Origin of the sequence: Lachnobacterium bovis DSM 14045, assembly GCF_900107245.1 — a bacterium.
Lineage (GTDB): Bacteria > Bacillota > Clostridia > Lachnospirales > Lachnospiraceae > Roseburia > Roseburia bovis.
The window spans coordinates 37,793-55,593 of record NZ_FNPG01000023.1; the positions used below are offsets into that span (position 1 = coordinate 37,793).

Sequence of the window (17,801 nt, forward strand, 5' to 3'; positions counted from 1 at the left end):
TATGAATGGTAGGTTCCGTTTTTTTGACACTTTTATACCAGCACTTAGTGAGAGGAGTGATGGATTTGAACGTTATCGAATTAGAACATCTTACTAGAGATTACGGATGCGGAAAGGGAATTTTTGATTTATCTTTAAATGTTAAACAAGGTGAGGTATTTGGTTTTCTTGGACCAAACGGCGCAGGTAAAACTACAACAATTAGACATTTGATGGGATTTATTAAGGCTAAGTCGGGTAAATGCATGATTGATGGAATGGATTGTATGAAAGATAGAAAGGCAATTCAGAGAAAAACAGGATATCTCTCAGGTGAGATTTCATTATTTGATGAAATGACGGGTGATGAATATCTTAGTTTTGTTGAAAAATATCGTGGTGAAGATTCGAATAAGAAAAAAAGGGATTTAATTGAAAGATTTGAACTTGATACTAGTGTAAAAATAAGAAAAATGAGTAAGGGAATGAAACAAAAAACAGGGATTGTCGCAGCATTTATGTCAGATCCGGAAATATTGATTTTAGATGAACCTACGAGTGGACTAGATCCACTTATGCAACAAAGATTTACATCATTAATTAATGAAGAGAAAAAACGACAAAAGACGATACTGATGTCGTCGCATATTTTTGAAGAAGTAGAAAAAACGTGTGATAGAATTGGACTTATTCGCGGAGGAAGATTATCAGAAGTTAAGAATATTGAGGAATTGAGAACACAGCATTCGCATAAATATACAGTATTTTTAGAAAGTGTGGAAGAAGCAAAAAAATTCGCAGAAGATTTTAAAGGCGAAGTGGATGGCAAAATGGTTACAGTAAGGAAAATGCAGACTTTAGAAAAAATCTTCATGAATTATTATGAGGAGGATGAAAATGAATAAGACATTATATTTATACGAAATGAAAAAAAGTGGAATAATGCTTCTTGTTTTTTCAGCAATAATATTGATGTATGTTGTGTGTGTAATTTGGATGTATGATCCGGAAATGATGAAAAGTCTTAAGCAGATGCATGATAGCATGCCACAGGTCATGTCGGCAGCAGGAATGGATGTGACATCAACGACTCTGATAGGATTTTTGATTTCGTACCTGTATGGTTTTATTTTGCTAGTGTTTCCGATGATTTTTATTATTTTACGGAGTAGAAACTTATTAGCAGGAAAAGTAGAGAAAAAAAATATGGCATCGCTTCTTGCGGCACCCGTCTCAAGGCGAATAATAGTACAAACGCAAATATTAGTAATTATTACATGTACAGCAATTTTAATAATTGCTACAACAGTGTTTGAGATGGTGTTTTGTCATTTGTGGGAACCAGGAGAGCTTAATATAAGTCAGCTTTGCGCAATAAATATAAGCTTGTTTATTTTACATTTTTTTATTGGAGGATTTTGTATGGCAATTTCTGCGGTCTGCAACGAAGCAAGTCTTGCAACAGGAATTAGTGGCGGAATTGGTGCAGTTATGTTTTTGGTTCAAATGATTAGAAACACTCAAATATCCGATACGGTGGAAAAATTTAAATATTTTACTTTTTTTACTTTATACAATCCTGGTAAAATAGCTGATAATGTAGAGTCAGGTATTATAGGAATTGCAGTTCTTGGTGTGTTAGGATTATTATTCTATTTTTTTACAGTTATATTATTCGAAAAGAAAGATTTACCTATTTGATTGAAGAAGCAAGAAAATAACCGTACAATATTAAAAAGACGAAAACACGGAGGAAAAGCTTATGAAAGAAATAAGAAACTATGATGCGTTCAAATATCATGATAATCCACAATACATAAAAATAGAAGATGGAATTTATAAAAAAGATGATGATTATGTGACCTCTCTTAGTTTTGTGCAAGAGCCTGAATTTGAAGAAGGCATTAATGCTAGCGATATTTCGCAATTTCCATTGGAAGATATTTTAGATAGATATTTTTGCTTTATTTCTGATTTTTATGAAAGCATAAATGTTGAAAGCTCAACGATCTGTTATTTAGAGTTTGCTGCGCGTGAGCTTGACGATATCAGAAGTTTGCGAGAAATTATTGGCAAACATGTTTATAACAAAGAAGTAAAACATGGGGAACAAACATATGTAGATTTAATAATTTCATAAAGAATATTTTGAGGTTATACGAGAATTAGCATACAATAGCATCAATGTTGACAAATATATATATAATGAGTAAGTGAAGGGGGGTAGTTATTAAAGAGATTACTTCGGTAAAGGTTGTTAATGAGCAACAGAATATGGCGATTAATGGTGAGTCAGCATATGAGGTTTGGCTAACGAGAGCCATTATCTTTGAAGTGAGTGGGCGAGAGATATCTTTTGAAAAGGATACGATTCCGTTTTCTGAGGAAATTATAATTCAGAGAGGTCATGATTTAATTGATAAAATCTCTGATAATGATGACTTCTTGCAAGAGTGGGATGAAGAATATTCACCGGAATATAAAAGAGATGTGCTTGTAATCAAATAAATGTAGAAACAGATGGAGAACTATATATGACATACGATGAACTATTAAAGATTTTTGAAAAAGGCGACGATTGTGATGAGACAGTATTTTACTTTAAAACCGATCCAAAACAAAAAGAGCATTATCTTGGATTTATACCCAAATATGATAAGCCATATTGGATTGGATATTGTGATATAGAAGATGGTTGTGAATTTACAACTGCCAAAGAGATGTTTGAGGCAAAAGTATTTGATGGCAAATCCATAAAATCTAGATGGGATGAGGTTGTATTGTGTTCGATAAATGGAAGAAATGTAGAGGATTTTTTTTGAAAATGATTATATGACTTCTGGTCCACTGGACCAGAAGTTTTTTTGTTATAAAGTACTAAAAAAAAATAGAAATAATCGCAAAAAATGTATAAAAGAGTTAAAATATATAATAAAGATAATGAAAAATTTTAATAAAGGATAATTCTTACGAGAATAATAGGGAGAGGGTGTATTTATGGAGAAACAATTAATCATTACGATAGCTAGAGAGTTTGGTAGTGGAGGGCATGAGATTGGTAAAATACTAGCAGAAAGATTTCACATTACATTTTATGACAGGAACATTTTAGAGACAATGTTTGAGGGAAAAGAAAAAACACAAGAAGTATTGAAACAATATGAAGAAAAGCCGGTTAATATATTATTTAGTAGAAGAGTAAGAGGACATACTAATTCACTTGAAGAAAATTTAGCACAGATGCAATTTGATTTTATTAAGGAAAAAGCATTATCCGGGGAATCCTTTGTGATTATAGGACGCTGCGCCGAATCTGTTTTATATGATAATGAAAATGCGATAAAAGTGTTCATTAGAGGAAATCAAAAAAATAAATTAGATAGGATTATGAAAAAATACAACTTAGATGAGAAAGAAGCTAATAGCAAAATAAAAAGACATGACCAAAGTAGAGCACGTTATCACAATAAATATTCTATTGAAAAATGGGGAGATGCTAAGGGTTATGATATTTGTTTAAATTCTAGTTGCTTAGGAATTCAAAAAACAGCAGAAGTTATAGAAAATTACATAAAAATGAGAAATGAAGATAAGTAGAAAAATAGAGATTAAGTAGAAAAACAAAGTAAATAAAAAAGATTAAGAGGGGACAAGATATGTTAACAACAGAACAAGTTATGGCACTTATCATTTTTGTTTGTATGTTTATCTTTATTATTTTTGACAAAATAGAAAGACAGTATGTTACTCTTTTTGCAGCTCTATTAACAATAATAGTAACATTTGGAATATGTATGAGAAGTTCGTCTGCGATTATGCGTGCATTAAATATACAACATTTCAATGAAGTGAGTTTTTGGTTTTCTAAAAAAGGGTCGGAATCGAAAATGTCTGGAATTAATTGGGAAACTATTATATTTATTACAGGAATGATGATAATGGTTGAAAAAATGGGAAAATCAGGTTTTTTTAAATGGTTATGCATGAAAATTGCAAAACTAGTAAAATATAAACCAATTTCACTTATGGTGTCTTTCATGATTATGTCTTTTGGCTTAGCAATGTTTATAGATAGTATTACGGTTATTTTATTTTTGGCGGCTGTAACGGTTGAACTTGCACAATTGTTAAAATTAGATCCAGTTCCTATGATTTTATCGGAAATATTTTGTGCAAATCTAGGTGGCTCAGCTACTATGTGTGGTGATCCACCTAACATAATTATAGGAACAACATTGCATTATTCATTTAAAGATTTTATAAAAAATACCGGAATAATTGCACTTATGAGTTTAGTTGCGATAGTAATTTATTTTTTACTAGTTTATCGTAAGGAACTTGTTAATGAACAGGTTACGCAGGAAGATATCGAAGCAATGCCAGAGGCGAAAGAAGTAATTAATTCCCAAAAAGATTTTTTGGTAAGTTGTGTAATTTTTTTACTAGCAGTTATTTTATTGATTACACATGAACGTACAGGAGTAACAGTTGGTTTTATAGGAGTTTTTATAGCAATATTAACATTAATAACAGATTTGAAAGATTCATTAGATGTTTTAAAAAAAATAGATTATAAAACACTGTTATTTTTCATAGGATTATTCGTTGTAGTAAGTGGTTTAGAGGAAACAGGATTATTAAAGTTGCTGGCAAAACAGATAGAAGTGGTTAGTAGAGGAAATACTATAGTTATTGTGGCTATAATAATTTGGGTGTCAGGAATTGCTAGTGCAGTTGTAGATAATATTCCTTTTGCGGCAACAATGATCCCAGTTATTCATTCATTAGCAGTCGCATCTGGGGTGGATTTGGCAGTTCTCGTGTGGGCATTAGCTTTAGGAACAGATGTTGGAGGCTCAGCCACTCCTATTGGTGCATCAGCTAATGTAGTTGGAACATCTGTAGCTATAAAAAACGGTTATATAATTACGTGGGGAAAGTATTGTAAAACCTCTATTCCGGCAACTGTAATTGTAATGTTTATTTCCATGGGAATGATTATTATTAGATATTGTTTATAAAAAAATGACGGGTAGATAGAATGATATCTACCTGTCATGTGAAAAAGTTGATTATATAAAATGATTGATTAGGAGAGACCGCGCATTTTGCGTGTTTTTTTATAGTGTATATATCTAATTAGTAGTATCTTGAAATAATTTTTGTTATAGGGTAGTATAAATAACGAGTTACACTAAGATATTGGTGGCAATGTGTTAAAAATATAACTTTGAAAAATTGGCTGAACTAAAAAGGAGGACATCGGTGATGGACAATTTAGGTGAAATAATAAGACAAGCTAGAAAAGAACAATCTGTTAGTTTTGCTAAAATAGCAAAGGGTATTTGTGATAGAAGAATGCTAGCAAAGTATGAAAATTTGGAATGTTATCCAACAAAGATGGTTGGGATAGCTTTGTTACAAAGGTTAGGAGTAGATACGCTTGAAACTGAAATTATATATGGAGCAGATGAAAAATATTGTTATGAAAGTAGGTTGGTTAGACAGTTAAATGAATTAAAAAAAATAAATAGGGCTGAAGAATGTAGTAACAATGTCTTAAATGATTTATTTAAGATTTCTAAAGAAAAAACGATAGAGGAGTGCTGGAAAAATTTAGATAATGAATTATTCACAGATGTAGAATTAAAAATAATAATACTCTACATTAGCAATAGTATTGACTTGACAAAAATATCAGAAAACAATATTAATTCTCTTATAAAGAAGCTAGAAAGTATAATTGAGAGAAAAAGGATTACCAAAAATCAGGTAATTATGTGTGTAGATTATCTAATAGAAATATACCAATATATATTTGAAAAAAATCATGAAAAAAAAGTGATAAAGAATTTAAAAAAAATTCAAGGATGCATTTCGAAGAAAGATATTTTTTATCTAAAATTGGATATGTATATAAAAAAATTCAAACTTGAATTTAGTGAAAATCAGCAATCTTTAAAAAAAATAGAAATATGCGAGGTTATGAGGGAAATAGAAAATGCCGGAATATAATAAAAGTGAATTTATAAAAAGAGAAAGAAACTATGTTAAAGTATCTCAAAAAAAATTGGCTGATGGAATTTGTGAAATTGAAACAATTTCAAGATATGAAACAGGAAAAGTCATACCGTCAGATACAAAATTTTTTGAAATTATGAGAAAACTTGGAAAAGACGTAAGGCGGTTTTACATTCCAAATGGAGGGAATGAATTTATAAATATGAGAGTCCAAAAAATAAATGATAGTATTTATTTAGAAAACTTAGATTATGTAAAAAAAAATATGGAAGAATTTTTAAAGAAGTCAGAATTTACAATAGATGAGTTACAAATGATTGAAAGATGTAAGTTATTTATTGAATATGAGACAAATGAAATAAACCTTAAAGAGTACGCCAGTAGACTTGAAAAAATTATTCAGCTATCATCACCAAATTATTTTTTTGGAAAAAAACTCGAAGTAAAATATCATTCGAAAATAGAAATATATTTATTAGATGATCTTGCTAGAATAATGTATGAATTAAGAGATTATGAAAACACAAAGCAATTAATTATAGATTTGGATGACTATTATAAGTGTGGATTCCTTCAAAATGAAAGAAGAAATATGTGCTTGAGTTTCCATTTGAGAGGAAAACTTTTTAGAAAATTACGTGAATATGAAATGAGTGAATCTGTTTTGCGTAAGGGGATTACAATGTGTAATGAAATATATAGAGATGATTATTTGCATTATTTTATGGCTGAATTGGGTAAGTTATATTGTGAAATGGGGAAAGAAAATAGTGAAGTTCTTAAGTGTAAAGGAAAACTTTATGAGAAAATCGCAGAATTTTTAAAAAGAGAATATTGTTAATTCTTGGTCTTGTGTCCACTAAATCATACTAACAGCATCTTTTATTGTACAAAGTTAAAAAAACAAGAAACTAAAACGATGATTCTTCTTAAAAAGCGTGAAATATACAGATCTATTAAAAACTGAAAAAGAACAAAAATGTACATAATAAGTCATTGTAAATTCTATTATTTAGTGTTTTAATAAATTATATTAATTAAATAAAGAGAGGTTATCAAATGAGAAGAAAGAGTTTAAAAAAATTAATTTTAGCAGGAGCAATTACAACAGCTTTATGCGGAACAAATGTTTTGGCGGCAAGTTATACAGGATACGTTTTACCACCAATGCAAGGAAATAATTATACATCAGCACATACAAAAAAGACAGGTGCTAGCTATATTACAAACCATGTTTATAATTTAGAAAACACAGATACTGTAACATTTTGGGCAGCAAATAGATCACATAAACAGATATCGCCTGATTATAAACAAAAAAAGGGTAGTACAGTAAATATACAATTTACAACAAGTGGTTATGCAAAAAAGGGTACACAAGTGGTTTTAGGAATGGAAAATTCACATTTTTATATCAAAGAGAGAGCATTTGTTGCAGGAGAAGTGAATTATAGATAAAAAATATTTTTATAAAAATAGGGGTAGGTGACATAGTGTTACCTACCCTTTGAGAGGTTAATAGAAAAATGAAAACTTTAAAATTTCATATAAAAAATCAAATCAATCAAAGGGAATTTAAAATAAGTGTAGCATTATTGTATGCTTTAGTTATTCTTGCTTTTCTGCAAGCATGCATGGTAAATTATAAGTTTCCATATGTTATGGTTAGAAATTCAGCAGAAAATTCGTTAATAATTGGAATAAGTTCTAGAGTGGCTAAAATGATGTTTATACCAGTTATACCATTGATTGCAACAACAATGTGTGCTGGATGTAGAAAAAACTCGGATTTAAACGGTAATGGACTTTTTTCGTTATTAAGGATGAACAAAAGAAAATATATAACAGGAAATGCAGCAGCGGTTGTTTTAATTACTATAATAACAGTTTTTGCTGCATTATTAATTAATCAAGTGCTATGTTGTATAGCTTTTCCAATGAATTATAGTAGCAATTCATATGGCTTCGCAAGATATAGGCTTCTGCAAACTGATTATTCGAATTGTTTATTTTGGTTTTGGTATGTTCAAAATCCATATATATATAACATATTTTATATGATAATTATCAGTTTGTTATCTGGAGGGTTCGCTTTATTATCGTATGGTTTATGCATGTTACCATGTACAAGAAAATTGAAGGGCGCTCATGTTTCGGTACTTTCATATGGATTAATAATGGTGGTATCTATATTAGGACAAGTTTTGAAAGTAAAATCAATTAATGTTTTTTTGTTTTTAGAAGAAGGACATATAGCTAGTTTAAGAGACGGAATTATTTTGCTGGTGATATTATATGCAGCAGGAATTTTTATGACAGAAATAGGGGCAAAATATTATGGGAAAATTTAAAAAAACAAATTTATTATGGGTATTAACTGTTTGCATTGAAGTTATGTTATTGATTTTAGAATTTAAATATATTAGAAGAAACGTAAAAGAAATGACATGTATTATTTTTATGCAAGTATATAATCAATTGATGATTTGTTCAGTTTTATTGCCTTTATATGCTATTCTGATATGCATAAATATCAAAAATAATATGTATTTTTCAAAGTTATTAAATTATGGAAGTAGATCTAGGTGGCTTTCAAATATTTATAAAGAGAATCTTATTGTGACTATAAAATATATACTATTATTGCTTGTGCCTTTTAGCATATTGTCATTTGTAGGGTGCATAAAATATAGAAGTATAATAGATGTGATATATATTATATTTACAACTATTTCATATATTGTAGCTTTTTATGCATTGAGTTTTGTTATTTTAGCAATAAAACTTAAATTTAATAATGATATTTTAGCTATAATATCCATAATTTTGATATGTATTCTTCCATTTAGTATTATCGATAGATTTATATTAAGTGATATATCGATTTTTTTAAATGCAGGAAATTTTTTTGTTAATTATCATTATATATGGAGCTATCATGAAATAGCTATTGTAATTATGTTAATAGTCACTTTTTTGCTATTTAAGAGGACTACCTATTTGACTAAAAAATTAGATCTGTTATGGAGAGATAAGGAATAATGAATACGAAGATAAATAAGCAATTTTTGGGTAGAATTTTTTTGTTGGCAGTTATGAATGTCCTTTTTTCAGGATATTTATTTTCAGATTTAAATTCATTCAAAAATGATAGAATAATACACTTTTTATTTGGATCAATCAGTGTAGAATGCAGTTCTAATATAATCCTTGTGATGTTTAAAGTTATTCCTATAATTTTATTTCTTTCATGGGTTGTAAATAAATATATAAGTGAGTTAAAAGACAATTTTTTATATATTTTTTTAAGGACTAATAATCGAGAATTGTGTTTGAAAAAAAATATGGTAAAGATATTTATCAGTATTTTTTTGTATGAATTATTTGTTATGCTTATTATGCTGATTTTTTTTATAGCACCTAGAGAGAGTAAAGAAATATCTGTAATTAATCTTGTGGTGTTATTGATTATTAATACACTTCAGTTATTTATGTTAGCGATGATTTCAAATATGCTAGTATTATTCAAATCAGAAGTTGTTTGCAATTTAGGAAATATAATATTAACAACGGCACCTTTAGTTATAGTTGGAGCATTGTATGAAGAAAGAAAACAATGGATTATTTTTGCAAAATGGTTTCCGTTAAATTTAGGTAATTACGTTTACTTAAATTCTATGAAAGAAAATATTATTAGCATCTTGCTGATGATTGTAATTAATTTTGTATTGTATTATGCGACGGCTTACAGACTGAAGAAATATGAGCTTTTAGAGTAGTAGGAGAAAAAAATGAAGATTAAAGTAGAAAATATAGAAAAACAGATTAAAGGTAATGAAGTTTTAAAAAATGTATCGTTTGAGTTTGAAAGTGGAAAAGTCTACGGAATATACGGACGAAATGGTTCAGGAAAGACCATGCTTATGAGATGTATATTAGGATTGATAAATTTAGACTCAGGAAAAATTATGATAGATGAGGACGAAATTGGAAAGGATATTGATTTTCCACAAAGTGTTGGGGCAATGATTGAAAATCCTGGTTTTTTCCCATATTCAACAGGATATGAAAATCTAAAGTTGCTTGCAGAAATAAAAAATATTATTGGCGAACAAGAAATCCGTGAAATGATTAACAAGGTAGGGTTAGATGACAAGGATAAAAGAACTGTATCAAAATATTCACTAGGAATGAGACAAAGGTTAGCGATAGCTCAGGCTGTTATGGAAAAACCAAAGTTACTTGTTTTAGATGAGCCTACTAATGCGTTGGATGAAGAAGGCGTCGAAATGTTTAGAAAAATAATAAAAGAAGAGGTAAAAAGAGACACTTTAATAATTATTTCTAGTCATAACAAAGAAGATATTGATATTCTTTCTGATGTGAAAATTAAAATGGAATCAGGAAAAATAGTCGATGTTGTTGAGAATGATTCGAAAGGAGAATAGTAATGGCACGAGGAACTAAAAGATTTTTTGGAATTATTGTTGTACTAATACTTCTTTCAATGGTTGCAGGTGTAGTAGTCAGAAATAGTTATACTGGATTTAAAAATATAAAGGAATTATCAAAAGTTAAGAATATTAACGAGTTTAGAATGTCATGCGGAGATAATGATGAAGAATTATTAAACTCTAATGTGAAAACAATAGACGATGTAGCTAACAAATCAGATTTGATAGTTAAGGTTAAGATAAGTGATGAAAAGATTATAGAAGATGCTGATATAAAAACAAAAGTAAAAGTAGAGAAGATCATAAAATCAGATGGAAGGAATATTAAAAAAGGTGATGATATTTACATTTATGAAATGATTGATATCTCTAAGGTAGATGATAGTTTTATGACAAGTGCCAAATATAATTATTTAGACACTGGCAAGGAATATTATTTATGCTTAAATAGTCTAAAAACTATAAAAGGTTACAAAAAATCAGAAGAAGAAAAGAAGACTTATATGTATAGTACGAATTATTATTCAGTATATTCTGCCTCAAAAGAACAAAAAGTCGTTAAATTGAGTAAGAAAAAAATATATAATGTGGAATATAAATATAGGGATTTAAAAGATCAAGTTATACTTACTTCAGATAAGAATGTAGTTGATGATTACAATAAAATGAGTGAGAGTTTCGCGCAAAAATATATGGATTAACGTATGATTACGATAAATGTGATTGAGTAAAGTAAAAGCCCATGTGGTAGCTTCTTATACATGTGAAAAACATAGTTGAAAGTAGCATATCATATGGGCTATTTAAAACATATTTTACTGAAAGTTATTAATTAAAGATTTATAATCAAAAGAAAATAGTTTATAATATTATTGATTGAAACGTTAGATAATAATTTTTTCGGAGGGATAAGATGAATATATGTAATTTAGAGAATGATACAAGAAAATTTGTAGAAAATAAGGGAAGTTTTCATGTGCTAGAGTATGAAAAAGATTGTAGTGTATCGATGATGAATGCTCAGGTAGAATACTTTATGGGACAGATGAGTGTTCGCAGAAGACAACTTGTTATTGAGATTAATAATAATCATTCAGCAATGATTCAGGCTGGAGCAATGCAATGGATTGGCGGAAATGTAAATGTTACTACAGGGGTTAAAGGAGTTGGTGACTTTTTCGGAAAAATGATGAAAGGTGCTGTTACAGGTGAGGCAGCTATCAAACCGTTATATACAGGTGATGGATTGCTTGTATTAGAGCCAACGTATAAACACATTATTTTAGTAGATATGGCAGATTGGAGTACAGGCATAACGGTTGAAGATGGAATGTTTTATGCTTGCTCAGGGACAATAAACACGAATGTTGTATCAAGAAAAAATCTTTCATCAGCAGCACTTGGTGGAGAGGGTTTATTTAATTTAAGTTTATCAGGTTCAGGTGTGGCGGCATTAGAAAGCAATGTTCCATATGAGGAACTAATTGAAGTTGAACTTCAAAATGACACATTAAAAATTGATGGAAATCTTGCAGTGTGCTGGTCATCAAATCTTGATTTTACAGTAGAAAGAACTACAAAAACACTAATTGGCTCAGCAGCAAGTGGAGAAGGTCTTGTAAATGTTTACAGAGGAACAGGTAGAGTATTAATGAGCCCAGTTGCACCAACAGACTCTTTTTTTAGTGCAGCAAATACAATGAATGCAAATCCAAATAATAACAGATAGATTTTTAAAAAAGTGAGGATATTTTAAATGACGTATATAAAAGATAAACAATTTGATGAAGAAAGAGCTCTTTATGGAAGCAAAGACATCACAGTGGATAACTGTAAATTTGATGGACCTGCTGATGGAGAAAGTGCTTTTAAAGAGAGCTCTAATGTAGAAGTAAGGGATAGTTTTTTTAATTTAAGATATCCTTTTTGGCATGATAATGTATTAAAAATAGATGGATGCGAGATGACAGAAAACTGTAGAGCGGCACTATGGTATACAAATGATGCAGGAATCTCTAATTCAAAATTACACGGAATTAAGGCACTTAGGGAATGCTCAGATGTAAAAATTCAAAATTGCGATATTGTATCACCGGAATTTGGTTGGTCTGTAAAAAACATAGACATGAAGGATACAGATGTTGTCAGTGAATATTTTATGATGAGATCGGACAGATTAAATTTTGACAATGTAACCTTAAAAGGAAAATATTCTTTCCAATACATAACAGACTCTGTATTTGACAATTGTAATTTTGACACAAAAGATGCTTTTTGGCATGCTAACAATGTCGTTATAAAAAACAGCGTAATTAAGGGAGAATATCTTGCGTGGTATTGCGAAAATGTTACATTTGAAAACTGTACGCTTATTGGGACTCAGCCTTTGTGTTATTGCAAGAATCTTAAACTGATAAATTGCAAAATGGTAGATACAGATCTTGCTTTTGAAAAATCTGAAGTCGAGGCTACAATAACATCTTCGGTAATAAGCATAAAGAATCCTATGAAAGGAAAGATTGTTGTGCAGGATGTTTCGGAGATAATTATGGATGATGAAAATGCCAAGGGTGTAGTTGTGATATCTGATGAGAAATAATACATAGAAAAAAACAATGAAATAAAGTGGCTAAAAAACACAAAAGAAAAGATACAAAAGAAAAAAAGAAGAGAAAAAGAAAGATAAAAAGGGGAAAAATGAAAAAATATTTATGGTATGTGCCAATCGCTTTGGTATATTATTTGGTTTTGTTTGCTATGATTTTTTCAGTAAAAATAGATGATCTTTTTACAAAAAAAGGTCCAGTAAAGTTTGGAAGTATATTTTTTGATGGTTGCTTAATACTTTTTGTAGTTTGTTACATTATTGGAATCATTAAACTATTTGCAGATAAAAGGTTTGATGCGAATGCTGCAAGTAAGGTTGCTGTTTTTGTAAAGGTACCACAATTGTTGCCAGCATTTTTACTTACAATATATTCGCTTATTATCTTAGTTGTGCCTATTGGGATTGTAATGAGCATTGCTGTTTGGTTTTTTATGGCTATAGTGAGCTTCCTTTCGTCAGTAATCGTTATGCTTGCATGTATAAAAGCGGGAATAGAAAAAAGAATAGGGATAGTTTTGACAATAATTCTAGGAATAGTTTGTTATTTCCCAGTAATTCAGTATATTGTACCATTTATTCTTTTGACAAGTACAAAGAGAACTACAGATTATTATATGAATAATTCTCAAAATCAATATAATCAGTACAACCTTAATAACCAGTATAACCCAAATAATCAGTATGCCCCAAATGATCAGTATGCCCTCAATAATCAGTATAACTTAAGTAACCAATATAACTCAAATGACCAATATAAGTATTAAAGATAGGAGACAAGCAATAAATGAATATAACAGCAGATGATATTATAGAAATTCTTGAAAAAGTGGGAAAGAAAAAAAGCATTGCGATGGATTTTGAAGAGGCTTCAACAGAGCTTACAGACAGCAAGTTATCAGGAATTCCCTATATACCTGAAGGCGGAGAATGGCCTGTTGATAAAGGAACAGGTGATAAATTGTATCTAATGTTACAGATTAATTTTGAGCAGGTTCCTAAAATGGAAAGCTATCCTGAAAAAGGTCTGTTACAGATATATGTTGCAGATGATGATTTGAGTGGATTGGATTTTGATAATCCGAAAGATCAGGTGGCATGGAGAATCATCTACCATGAAAACACAGATAATGCAATGGATATTGATGAAATTAAGAAATTAATGCCAAATCCTGATGAAGCAGAAGATACGGTAATGTTGCCGTTTGATCCAAAGAAAGAGTATAAAGTAATATTCGTTGAAGAAGAGCAATTTCCAAATGTAGATACAATGGAAATGGATAAAATTTTCGAGGAATTTATAGAACCAAAATTAGGAATTGAATCGTACTCAGATTTGGAAGATGAAGTCGCTGAAGAATTCTATGAAAAAATATGCAGCGGTGGATCAAGAATAGGTGGGTATCCGTTTTTTACCCAGTGGGAAATTAGAGATAAGGATGATGAAAATAAGTTGTTTATACAACTAGATAGTTTATATGATAGCAAAGAGGATATTCTTATGTGGGGAGATTCGGGTGTTGCTAACTTTTTTATTACAGATGAGGATTTAAAAAATCGAAACTTTGAAGATGTAATTTACAACTGGGATTGTTATTAAAATATAGGTATATAATCTGCTATTGTCCTTCCATAATAGGATGAGATTTATAACTTTTTATAATTTTTGAACTAAAGTGCGGTATAATATATTATAATAGTTTATAATTTGAGATTTTTAGGGAGGCTTTTGGAATGAATACACTTATTGTTTATTATTCTCTTGAGGGAAATACAGATTTTGTTGCAAAAAAGATTGCGGATAAACTTCAAGCAGATCTTTTAAGACTGGTTCCAGTAAAAAAATACCCTGAAAAGGGATTTGCAAAGTTCTTCTGGGGTGGCAAAAGTGCGATGATGGCAGAAACTCCAGAATTAGAACCATATTCTGTAGATTGGAATTCTTATGAACAGGTTATTTTCGGTTTTCCGGTTTGGGCTAGTAATATTACGCCACCACTTAGAACGTTTATAAGGGATAATCACGAATTAAAAGAAAAAAGGCTTGCAGCCTTTGCATGTCAAAGTGGAAAAGGAGCCGAACAGGCATTTAAAAAACTTACAGATACTTTAGAGGGTAATACATTGACCGCAACGCTTATTTTGTTTGATCCAAAGGTTAAACCAAAGGATGAAAATGAAGTAAGCATCCAGGAATTTTGTGATAGCTTGTCATGAAAAAAAATTTGTTTGCAACAATTGGAGTTTCAGGAGGATAAATATTTGAATTTAGATGAATTAAGAAATGATATTATTATTAAACAGAAAAAGGGGCTACCATTTATTACCATATTCATGGCTGTATAAATCGAAATCTTATAAGATTTTTTCCATATTTATTCCAGTATTCGCACTTATTTTAGGGAGTGTTTTTAATGGATTTATTTTATCTGCAACATTAACAATTGTGGAGATTATATTCGTTATAAGCATACATAATGAGCTTAGATTTTTTGAATCGTATCAATGATGAGTTTTGTTGAGATGTTGTTAGAAAAAAATAATTTTAATGACGAAGACACAACGGTGAGAGGGATTAAAGTATGATAAAAATACTATTTATCTGCCACGGCAACTGATTCCACGATTCTCTTAAAGCCAGTAATAGCAAGGCTTGTGAGGATTTTTAGGTGAATTTGTACCCCATTTTTAACCCAGGCAGTTTTTGTACAAATGTGACAAAACAGCAAAATAACAGTGATTTTGGAGATGTGACATACAATTACATATGGCGAAGCGCACTTAATCTTAAGTGTACTTGACTACCAACAAACAACCCCATCGGGTCGTGTCAAAAGCAGTGAAGATGTGCTGTAGATTGACACGGTCTGGTGGGGTTGTTAGTTGTTTGAACTTATAATTTTTTATCTTAGATTGTGCCGACAGTGTTGGCACAATTATAAAGAGCAAATCATGAAAATGGTAAGGTATTACATTGAAAGTGTTCGCATCATAGAATATAATAAAATAGATGAGTTTTGATTAGCTTATGGAGGTTTGATATGAAAGATATAAAAAAAGATCCATTTGAGGAATATATAAAAAATCTTCCTCCTACAAGAAAAGAACTTGGACAAGCTTGGCAGGCTGCGATTGGGTTGCAGGATGTTGATGGATTAAAACCATCTGAATACTTGTACGAGACTGCAAAAAAGAACATTGACGGTGAAATCTCTGTAGATGAGGCCGGAGACTTAATCAATAGTTATTACGAGAGTAAAGACGGTCGTTCTGAGGTTGAGACGCGTACAGAAGAGGCAGATAAGGTGTCTGCAAGAATTGCAAAAATCTTATCTGAGAAGGCATTTACGTTTTCGCCTACACAATATTTATCTATTCATCGCGAGCTGTTCCTTGGTATTTATTCCCATGCAGGAAAAATCAGAGATTATAATATCACGAAAAAGGAATGGGTTCTTGATGGAGATACAGTATCTTATGGTGGAGCTACTGAACTTCGAGAAACGCTAGATTATGATTTTTCGCAGGAAAGGGATTTTCGCTATAACGGTTTAACAATGGATGAGGTGATTCATCATTTAGCGGTTTTTATTTCCAGACTTTGGCAAATCCATGTGTTCGAGGAAGGCAATACCAGAACAACAGCTGTGTTTTTAATAAAGTATCTTCGCATGCTTGGATTTGATGCCGAAAATGATTTGTTTGCGGAACACTCTTGGTATTTTCGAAATGCTTTGGTTAGGGCAAATTATAATAGCATAAAGAATGGTATCTATGAGACGACAGAGTTCCTTGAAATGTTTTTAAGGAATCTTTTGCTGAATGAGAAATATGAGCTTCACAATAGAGAAATGCATGTTAGTGGTAAATTTTTCTTGGGTCACGATGACCCGATAAATGACCCAATAAATGACCCGATAAAATTAGATGGACGTGAGCTTAAAATTATAGAGTTGTTACGAGAAGAAACTGGCTTAACACGAAAAGAGATGGCAGCTCGTTTAGACTGCTCGGATTCAACAATTAAGCGGTGCCTGCAGTCTATGGTTGAAAAAGGCGTACTGAAACGAATTGGCTCAAATAAAAAAGGTGAATGGATCATATTAGAAAAGAAGTAATATAAACAAATGAATTTAACCGGATTATGGAGGATAAAGCATGGATTATCTAACATCGGCAGAATGTGCAAAGAAATGGAATGTGTCTCAAAGAAGAGTAGCAATATATTGTAAGGAAGGACGAATTGAAGGAGCTTTTCTTATGGGAAGAATGTGGCTGATTCCGAAAGATGCAAAAAAACCGGAAGATCCGAGAAGAGTTCGTAAAATGGGGCAGGATAAGAAATGATTGTGGACTCAGTGAGTCCACAATCCAAGTTGGCGTTAATGAAGAATCTATTCGGTTTCGAACTCGCGGGTATCATTGTAAATGACAGTGTTACTAGAGAAGCAATTAGAAGAGACCAGATGAAAAAATTCTGAAATTGTCAATAACAGTTTACACTTTTTTCTCAAGGATGTTTGAACTATGCTGCTTCATGTAACGATAAATAATATTGTTGTCGTTTAACTATCGGAGGTAATCCGCCATTGGCAGAACATATTCTCCGGTTATTCCAATAGCTGATAAAGTATCTCCAGATAAGTGTTTTTAATTCTTCAATCGTCATGATAGTGGTATCGTAACGTCCATAAAGCAGTTCTTCTTTAAATCTCGCCCACATGCTTTCACATCTGGCATTA

The 17,801-nt window shown here is 30.8% G+C and carries 25 protein-coding genes; 24 read left to right on the forward strand and 1 reads right to left on the reverse strand.

Annotation, left to right across the window (positions count from 1 at the left end; all coding sequences use genetic code 11):
• Positions 1-59 precede the first annotated feature (59 nt).
• The 24 genes from BLV79_RS09355 (at position 60) to BLV79_RS12595 (ending at position 17,540) form a co-directional block, all read left to right on the forward strand.
• Positions 60-884 carry an ABC transporter ATP-binding protein gene (locus BLV79_RS09355; protein ID WP_334292639.1) on the forward strand — a complete coding sequence of 275 codons (825 nt, stop codon included), beginning with the start codon at positions 60-62 and terminating at the stop codon, positions 882-884.
• Positions 877-1,680: an ABC transporter permease subunit gene (locus BLV79_RS09360; RefSeq protein WP_074718390.1), complete on the forward strand. Its 804-nt coding sequence runs from the start codon at positions 877-879 to the stop codon at positions 1,678-1,680. Before BLV79_RS09355 ends, BLV79_RS09360 begins: the two co-directional genes overlap by 8 nt.
• 61 nt (positions 1,681-1,741) lie before the next feature.
• Complete coding sequence (locus tag BLV79_RS09365) at positions 1,742-2,119, forward strand: hypothetical protein (protein ID WP_083354534.1); 378 nt, start codon at positions 1,742-1,744, stop codon at positions 2,117-2,119.
• Positions 2,120-2,253: 134 nt separating this feature from the next.
• Positions 2,254-2,487 (forward strand): hypothetical protein, encoded by a 234-nt coding sequence (locus BLV79_RS09370; RefSeq protein ID WP_074718393.1) that lies wholly within the window; start codon positions 2,254-2,256, stop codon positions 2,485-2,487.
• A gap of 26 nt (positions 2,488-2,513) precedes the next feature.
• Positions 2,514-2,801 (forward strand): hypothetical protein, encoded by a 288-nt coding sequence (locus tag BLV79_RS09375; RefSeq protein WP_022750034.1) that lies wholly within the window; start codon positions 2,514-2,516, stop codon positions 2,799-2,801.
• A 175-nt stretch (positions 2,802-2,976) separates the two neighbouring features.
• A complete protein-coding gene (locus BLV79_RS09380; protein WP_074718395.1) occupies positions 2,977-3,576 on the forward strand; it encodes a cytidylate kinase-like family protein in 600 nt (199 codons plus the stop codon).
• A 59-nt stretch (positions 3,577-3,635) separates the two neighbouring features.
• Positions 3,636-5,000 (forward strand): ArsB/NhaD family transporter, encoded by a 1,365-nt coding sequence (locus BLV79_RS09385; RefSeq protein ID WP_074718397.1) that lies wholly within the window; start codon positions 3,636-3,638, stop codon positions 4,998-5,000.
• A 244-nt stretch (positions 5,001-5,244) separates the two neighbouring features.
• Positions 5,245-5,994 (forward strand): hypothetical protein, encoded by a 750-nt coding sequence (locus BLV79_RS09390; protein ID WP_143065819.1) that lies wholly within the window; start codon positions 5,245-5,247, stop codon positions 5,992-5,994.
• Positions 5,981-6,841 (forward strand): helix-turn-helix domain-containing protein, encoded by an 861-nt coding sequence (locus tag BLV79_RS09395; RefSeq protein ID WP_074718401.1) that lies wholly within the window; start codon positions 5,981-5,983, stop codon positions 6,839-6,841. The genes BLV79_RS09390 and BLV79_RS09395 overlap by 14 nt, the downstream gene beginning before the upstream one ends.
• Before the next feature lie 218 nt (positions 6,842-7,059).
• Complete coding sequence (locus BLV79_RS09400) at positions 7,060-7,458, forward strand: hypothetical protein (protein WP_074718403.1); 399 nt, start codon at positions 7,060-7,062, stop codon at positions 7,456-7,458.
• A 68-nt stretch (positions 7,459-7,526) separates the two neighbouring features.
• Positions 7,527-8,351: a hypothetical protein gene (locus BLV79_RS09405; protein ID WP_074718404.1), complete on the forward strand. Its 825-nt coding sequence runs from the start codon at positions 7,527-7,529 to the stop codon at positions 8,349-8,351.
• Entirely contained in the window at positions 8,338-9,042 is a 705-nt protein-coding gene (locus BLV79_RS12950; RefSeq protein WP_074718406.1) for a hypothetical protein, read from the forward strand. The genes BLV79_RS09405 and BLV79_RS12950 overlap by 14 nt, the downstream gene beginning before the upstream one ends.
• Positions 9,042-9,779 carry a DUF2705 family protein gene (locus BLV79_RS09415; protein WP_029067233.1) on the forward strand — a complete coding sequence of 246 codons (738 nt, stop codon included), beginning with the start codon at positions 9,042-9,044 and terminating at the stop codon, positions 9,777-9,779. The genes BLV79_RS12950 and BLV79_RS09415 overlap by 1 nt, the downstream gene beginning before the upstream one ends.
• 12 nt (positions 9,780-9,791) lie before the next feature.
• Complete coding sequence (locus tag BLV79_RS09420) at positions 9,792-10,448, forward strand: ABC transporter ATP-binding protein (protein ID WP_074718408.1); 657 nt, start codon at positions 9,792-9,794, stop codon at positions 10,446-10,448.
• 2 nt (positions 10,449-10,450) lie between these two features.
• On the forward strand, positions 10,451-11,155 hold the full coding sequence (locus tag BLV79_RS09425; RefSeq protein WP_074718410.1) for a hypothetical protein: 705 nt from the start codon (positions 10,451-10,453) through the stop codon (positions 11,153-11,155).
• 212 nt (positions 11,156-11,367) lie between these two features.
• Complete coding sequence (locus BLV79_RS09430; protein ID WP_074718412.1) at positions 11,368-12,183, forward strand: AIM24 family protein; 816 nt, start codon at positions 11,368-11,370, stop codon at positions 12,181-12,183.
• Between the two features lie 27 nt (positions 12,184-12,210).
• Positions 12,211-13,053, forward strand: a complete 843-nt coding sequence (locus tag BLV79_RS09435) for a DUF3737 family protein (RefSeq protein ID WP_074718414.1) — start codon at positions 12,211-12,213, stop codon at positions 13,051-13,053.
• 98 nt (positions 13,054-13,151) lie between these two features.
• Positions 13,152-13,826, forward strand: a complete 675-nt coding sequence (locus tag BLV79_RS09440; RefSeq protein ID WP_143470245.1) for a hypothetical protein — start codon at positions 13,152-13,154, stop codon at positions 13,824-13,826.
• A 20-nt stretch (positions 13,827-13,846) separates the two neighbouring features.
• Entirely contained in the window at positions 13,847-14,659 is an 813-nt protein-coding gene (locus tag BLV79_RS09445; RefSeq protein WP_074718418.1) for a YwqG family protein, read from the forward strand.
• 134 nt (positions 14,660-14,793) lie between these two features.
• Positions 14,794-15,276 carry a flavodoxin family protein gene (locus tag BLV79_RS09450; protein WP_074718420.1) on the forward strand — a complete coding sequence of 161 codons (483 nt, stop codon included), beginning with the start codon at positions 14,794-14,796 and terminating at the stop codon, positions 15,274-15,276.
• A 67-nt stretch (positions 15,277-15,343) separates the two neighbouring features.
• Positions 15,344-15,568: a DUF7010 family protein gene (locus BLV79_RS13355; protein WP_074718422.1), complete on the forward strand. Its 225-nt coding sequence runs from the start codon at positions 15,344-15,346 to the stop codon at positions 15,566-15,568.
• Positions 15,569-16,100: 532 nt separating this feature from the next.
• Entirely contained in the window at positions 16,101-17,177 is a 1,077-nt protein-coding gene (locus tag BLV79_RS09460) for a Fic family protein (protein WP_074718424.1), read from the forward strand.
• 40 nt (positions 17,178-17,217) lie between these two features.
• Positions 17,218-17,406, forward strand: a complete 189-nt coding sequence (locus tag BLV79_RS09465; protein WP_074718426.1) for a MerR family transcriptional regulator — start codon at positions 17,218-17,220, stop codon at positions 17,404-17,406.
• The gene (locus BLV79_RS12595; RefSeq protein WP_200795893.1) at positions 17,403-17,540 is read left to right on the forward strand and encodes a hypothetical protein; all 138 of its coding nucleotides are present in this window, start codon (positions 17,403-17,405) and stop codon (positions 17,538-17,540) included. Before BLV79_RS09465 ends, BLV79_RS12595 begins: the two co-directional genes overlap by 4 nt.
• Positions 17,541-17,584: 44 nt before the next feature.
• Here the strand turns inward: BLV79_RS12595 and BLV79_RS09470 are convergent.
• Positions 17,585-17,801 (reverse strand): IS3 family transposase (locus BLV79_RS09470; protein WP_143470246.1); only part of this gene is annotated, 217 nt, incomplete at its 5' end.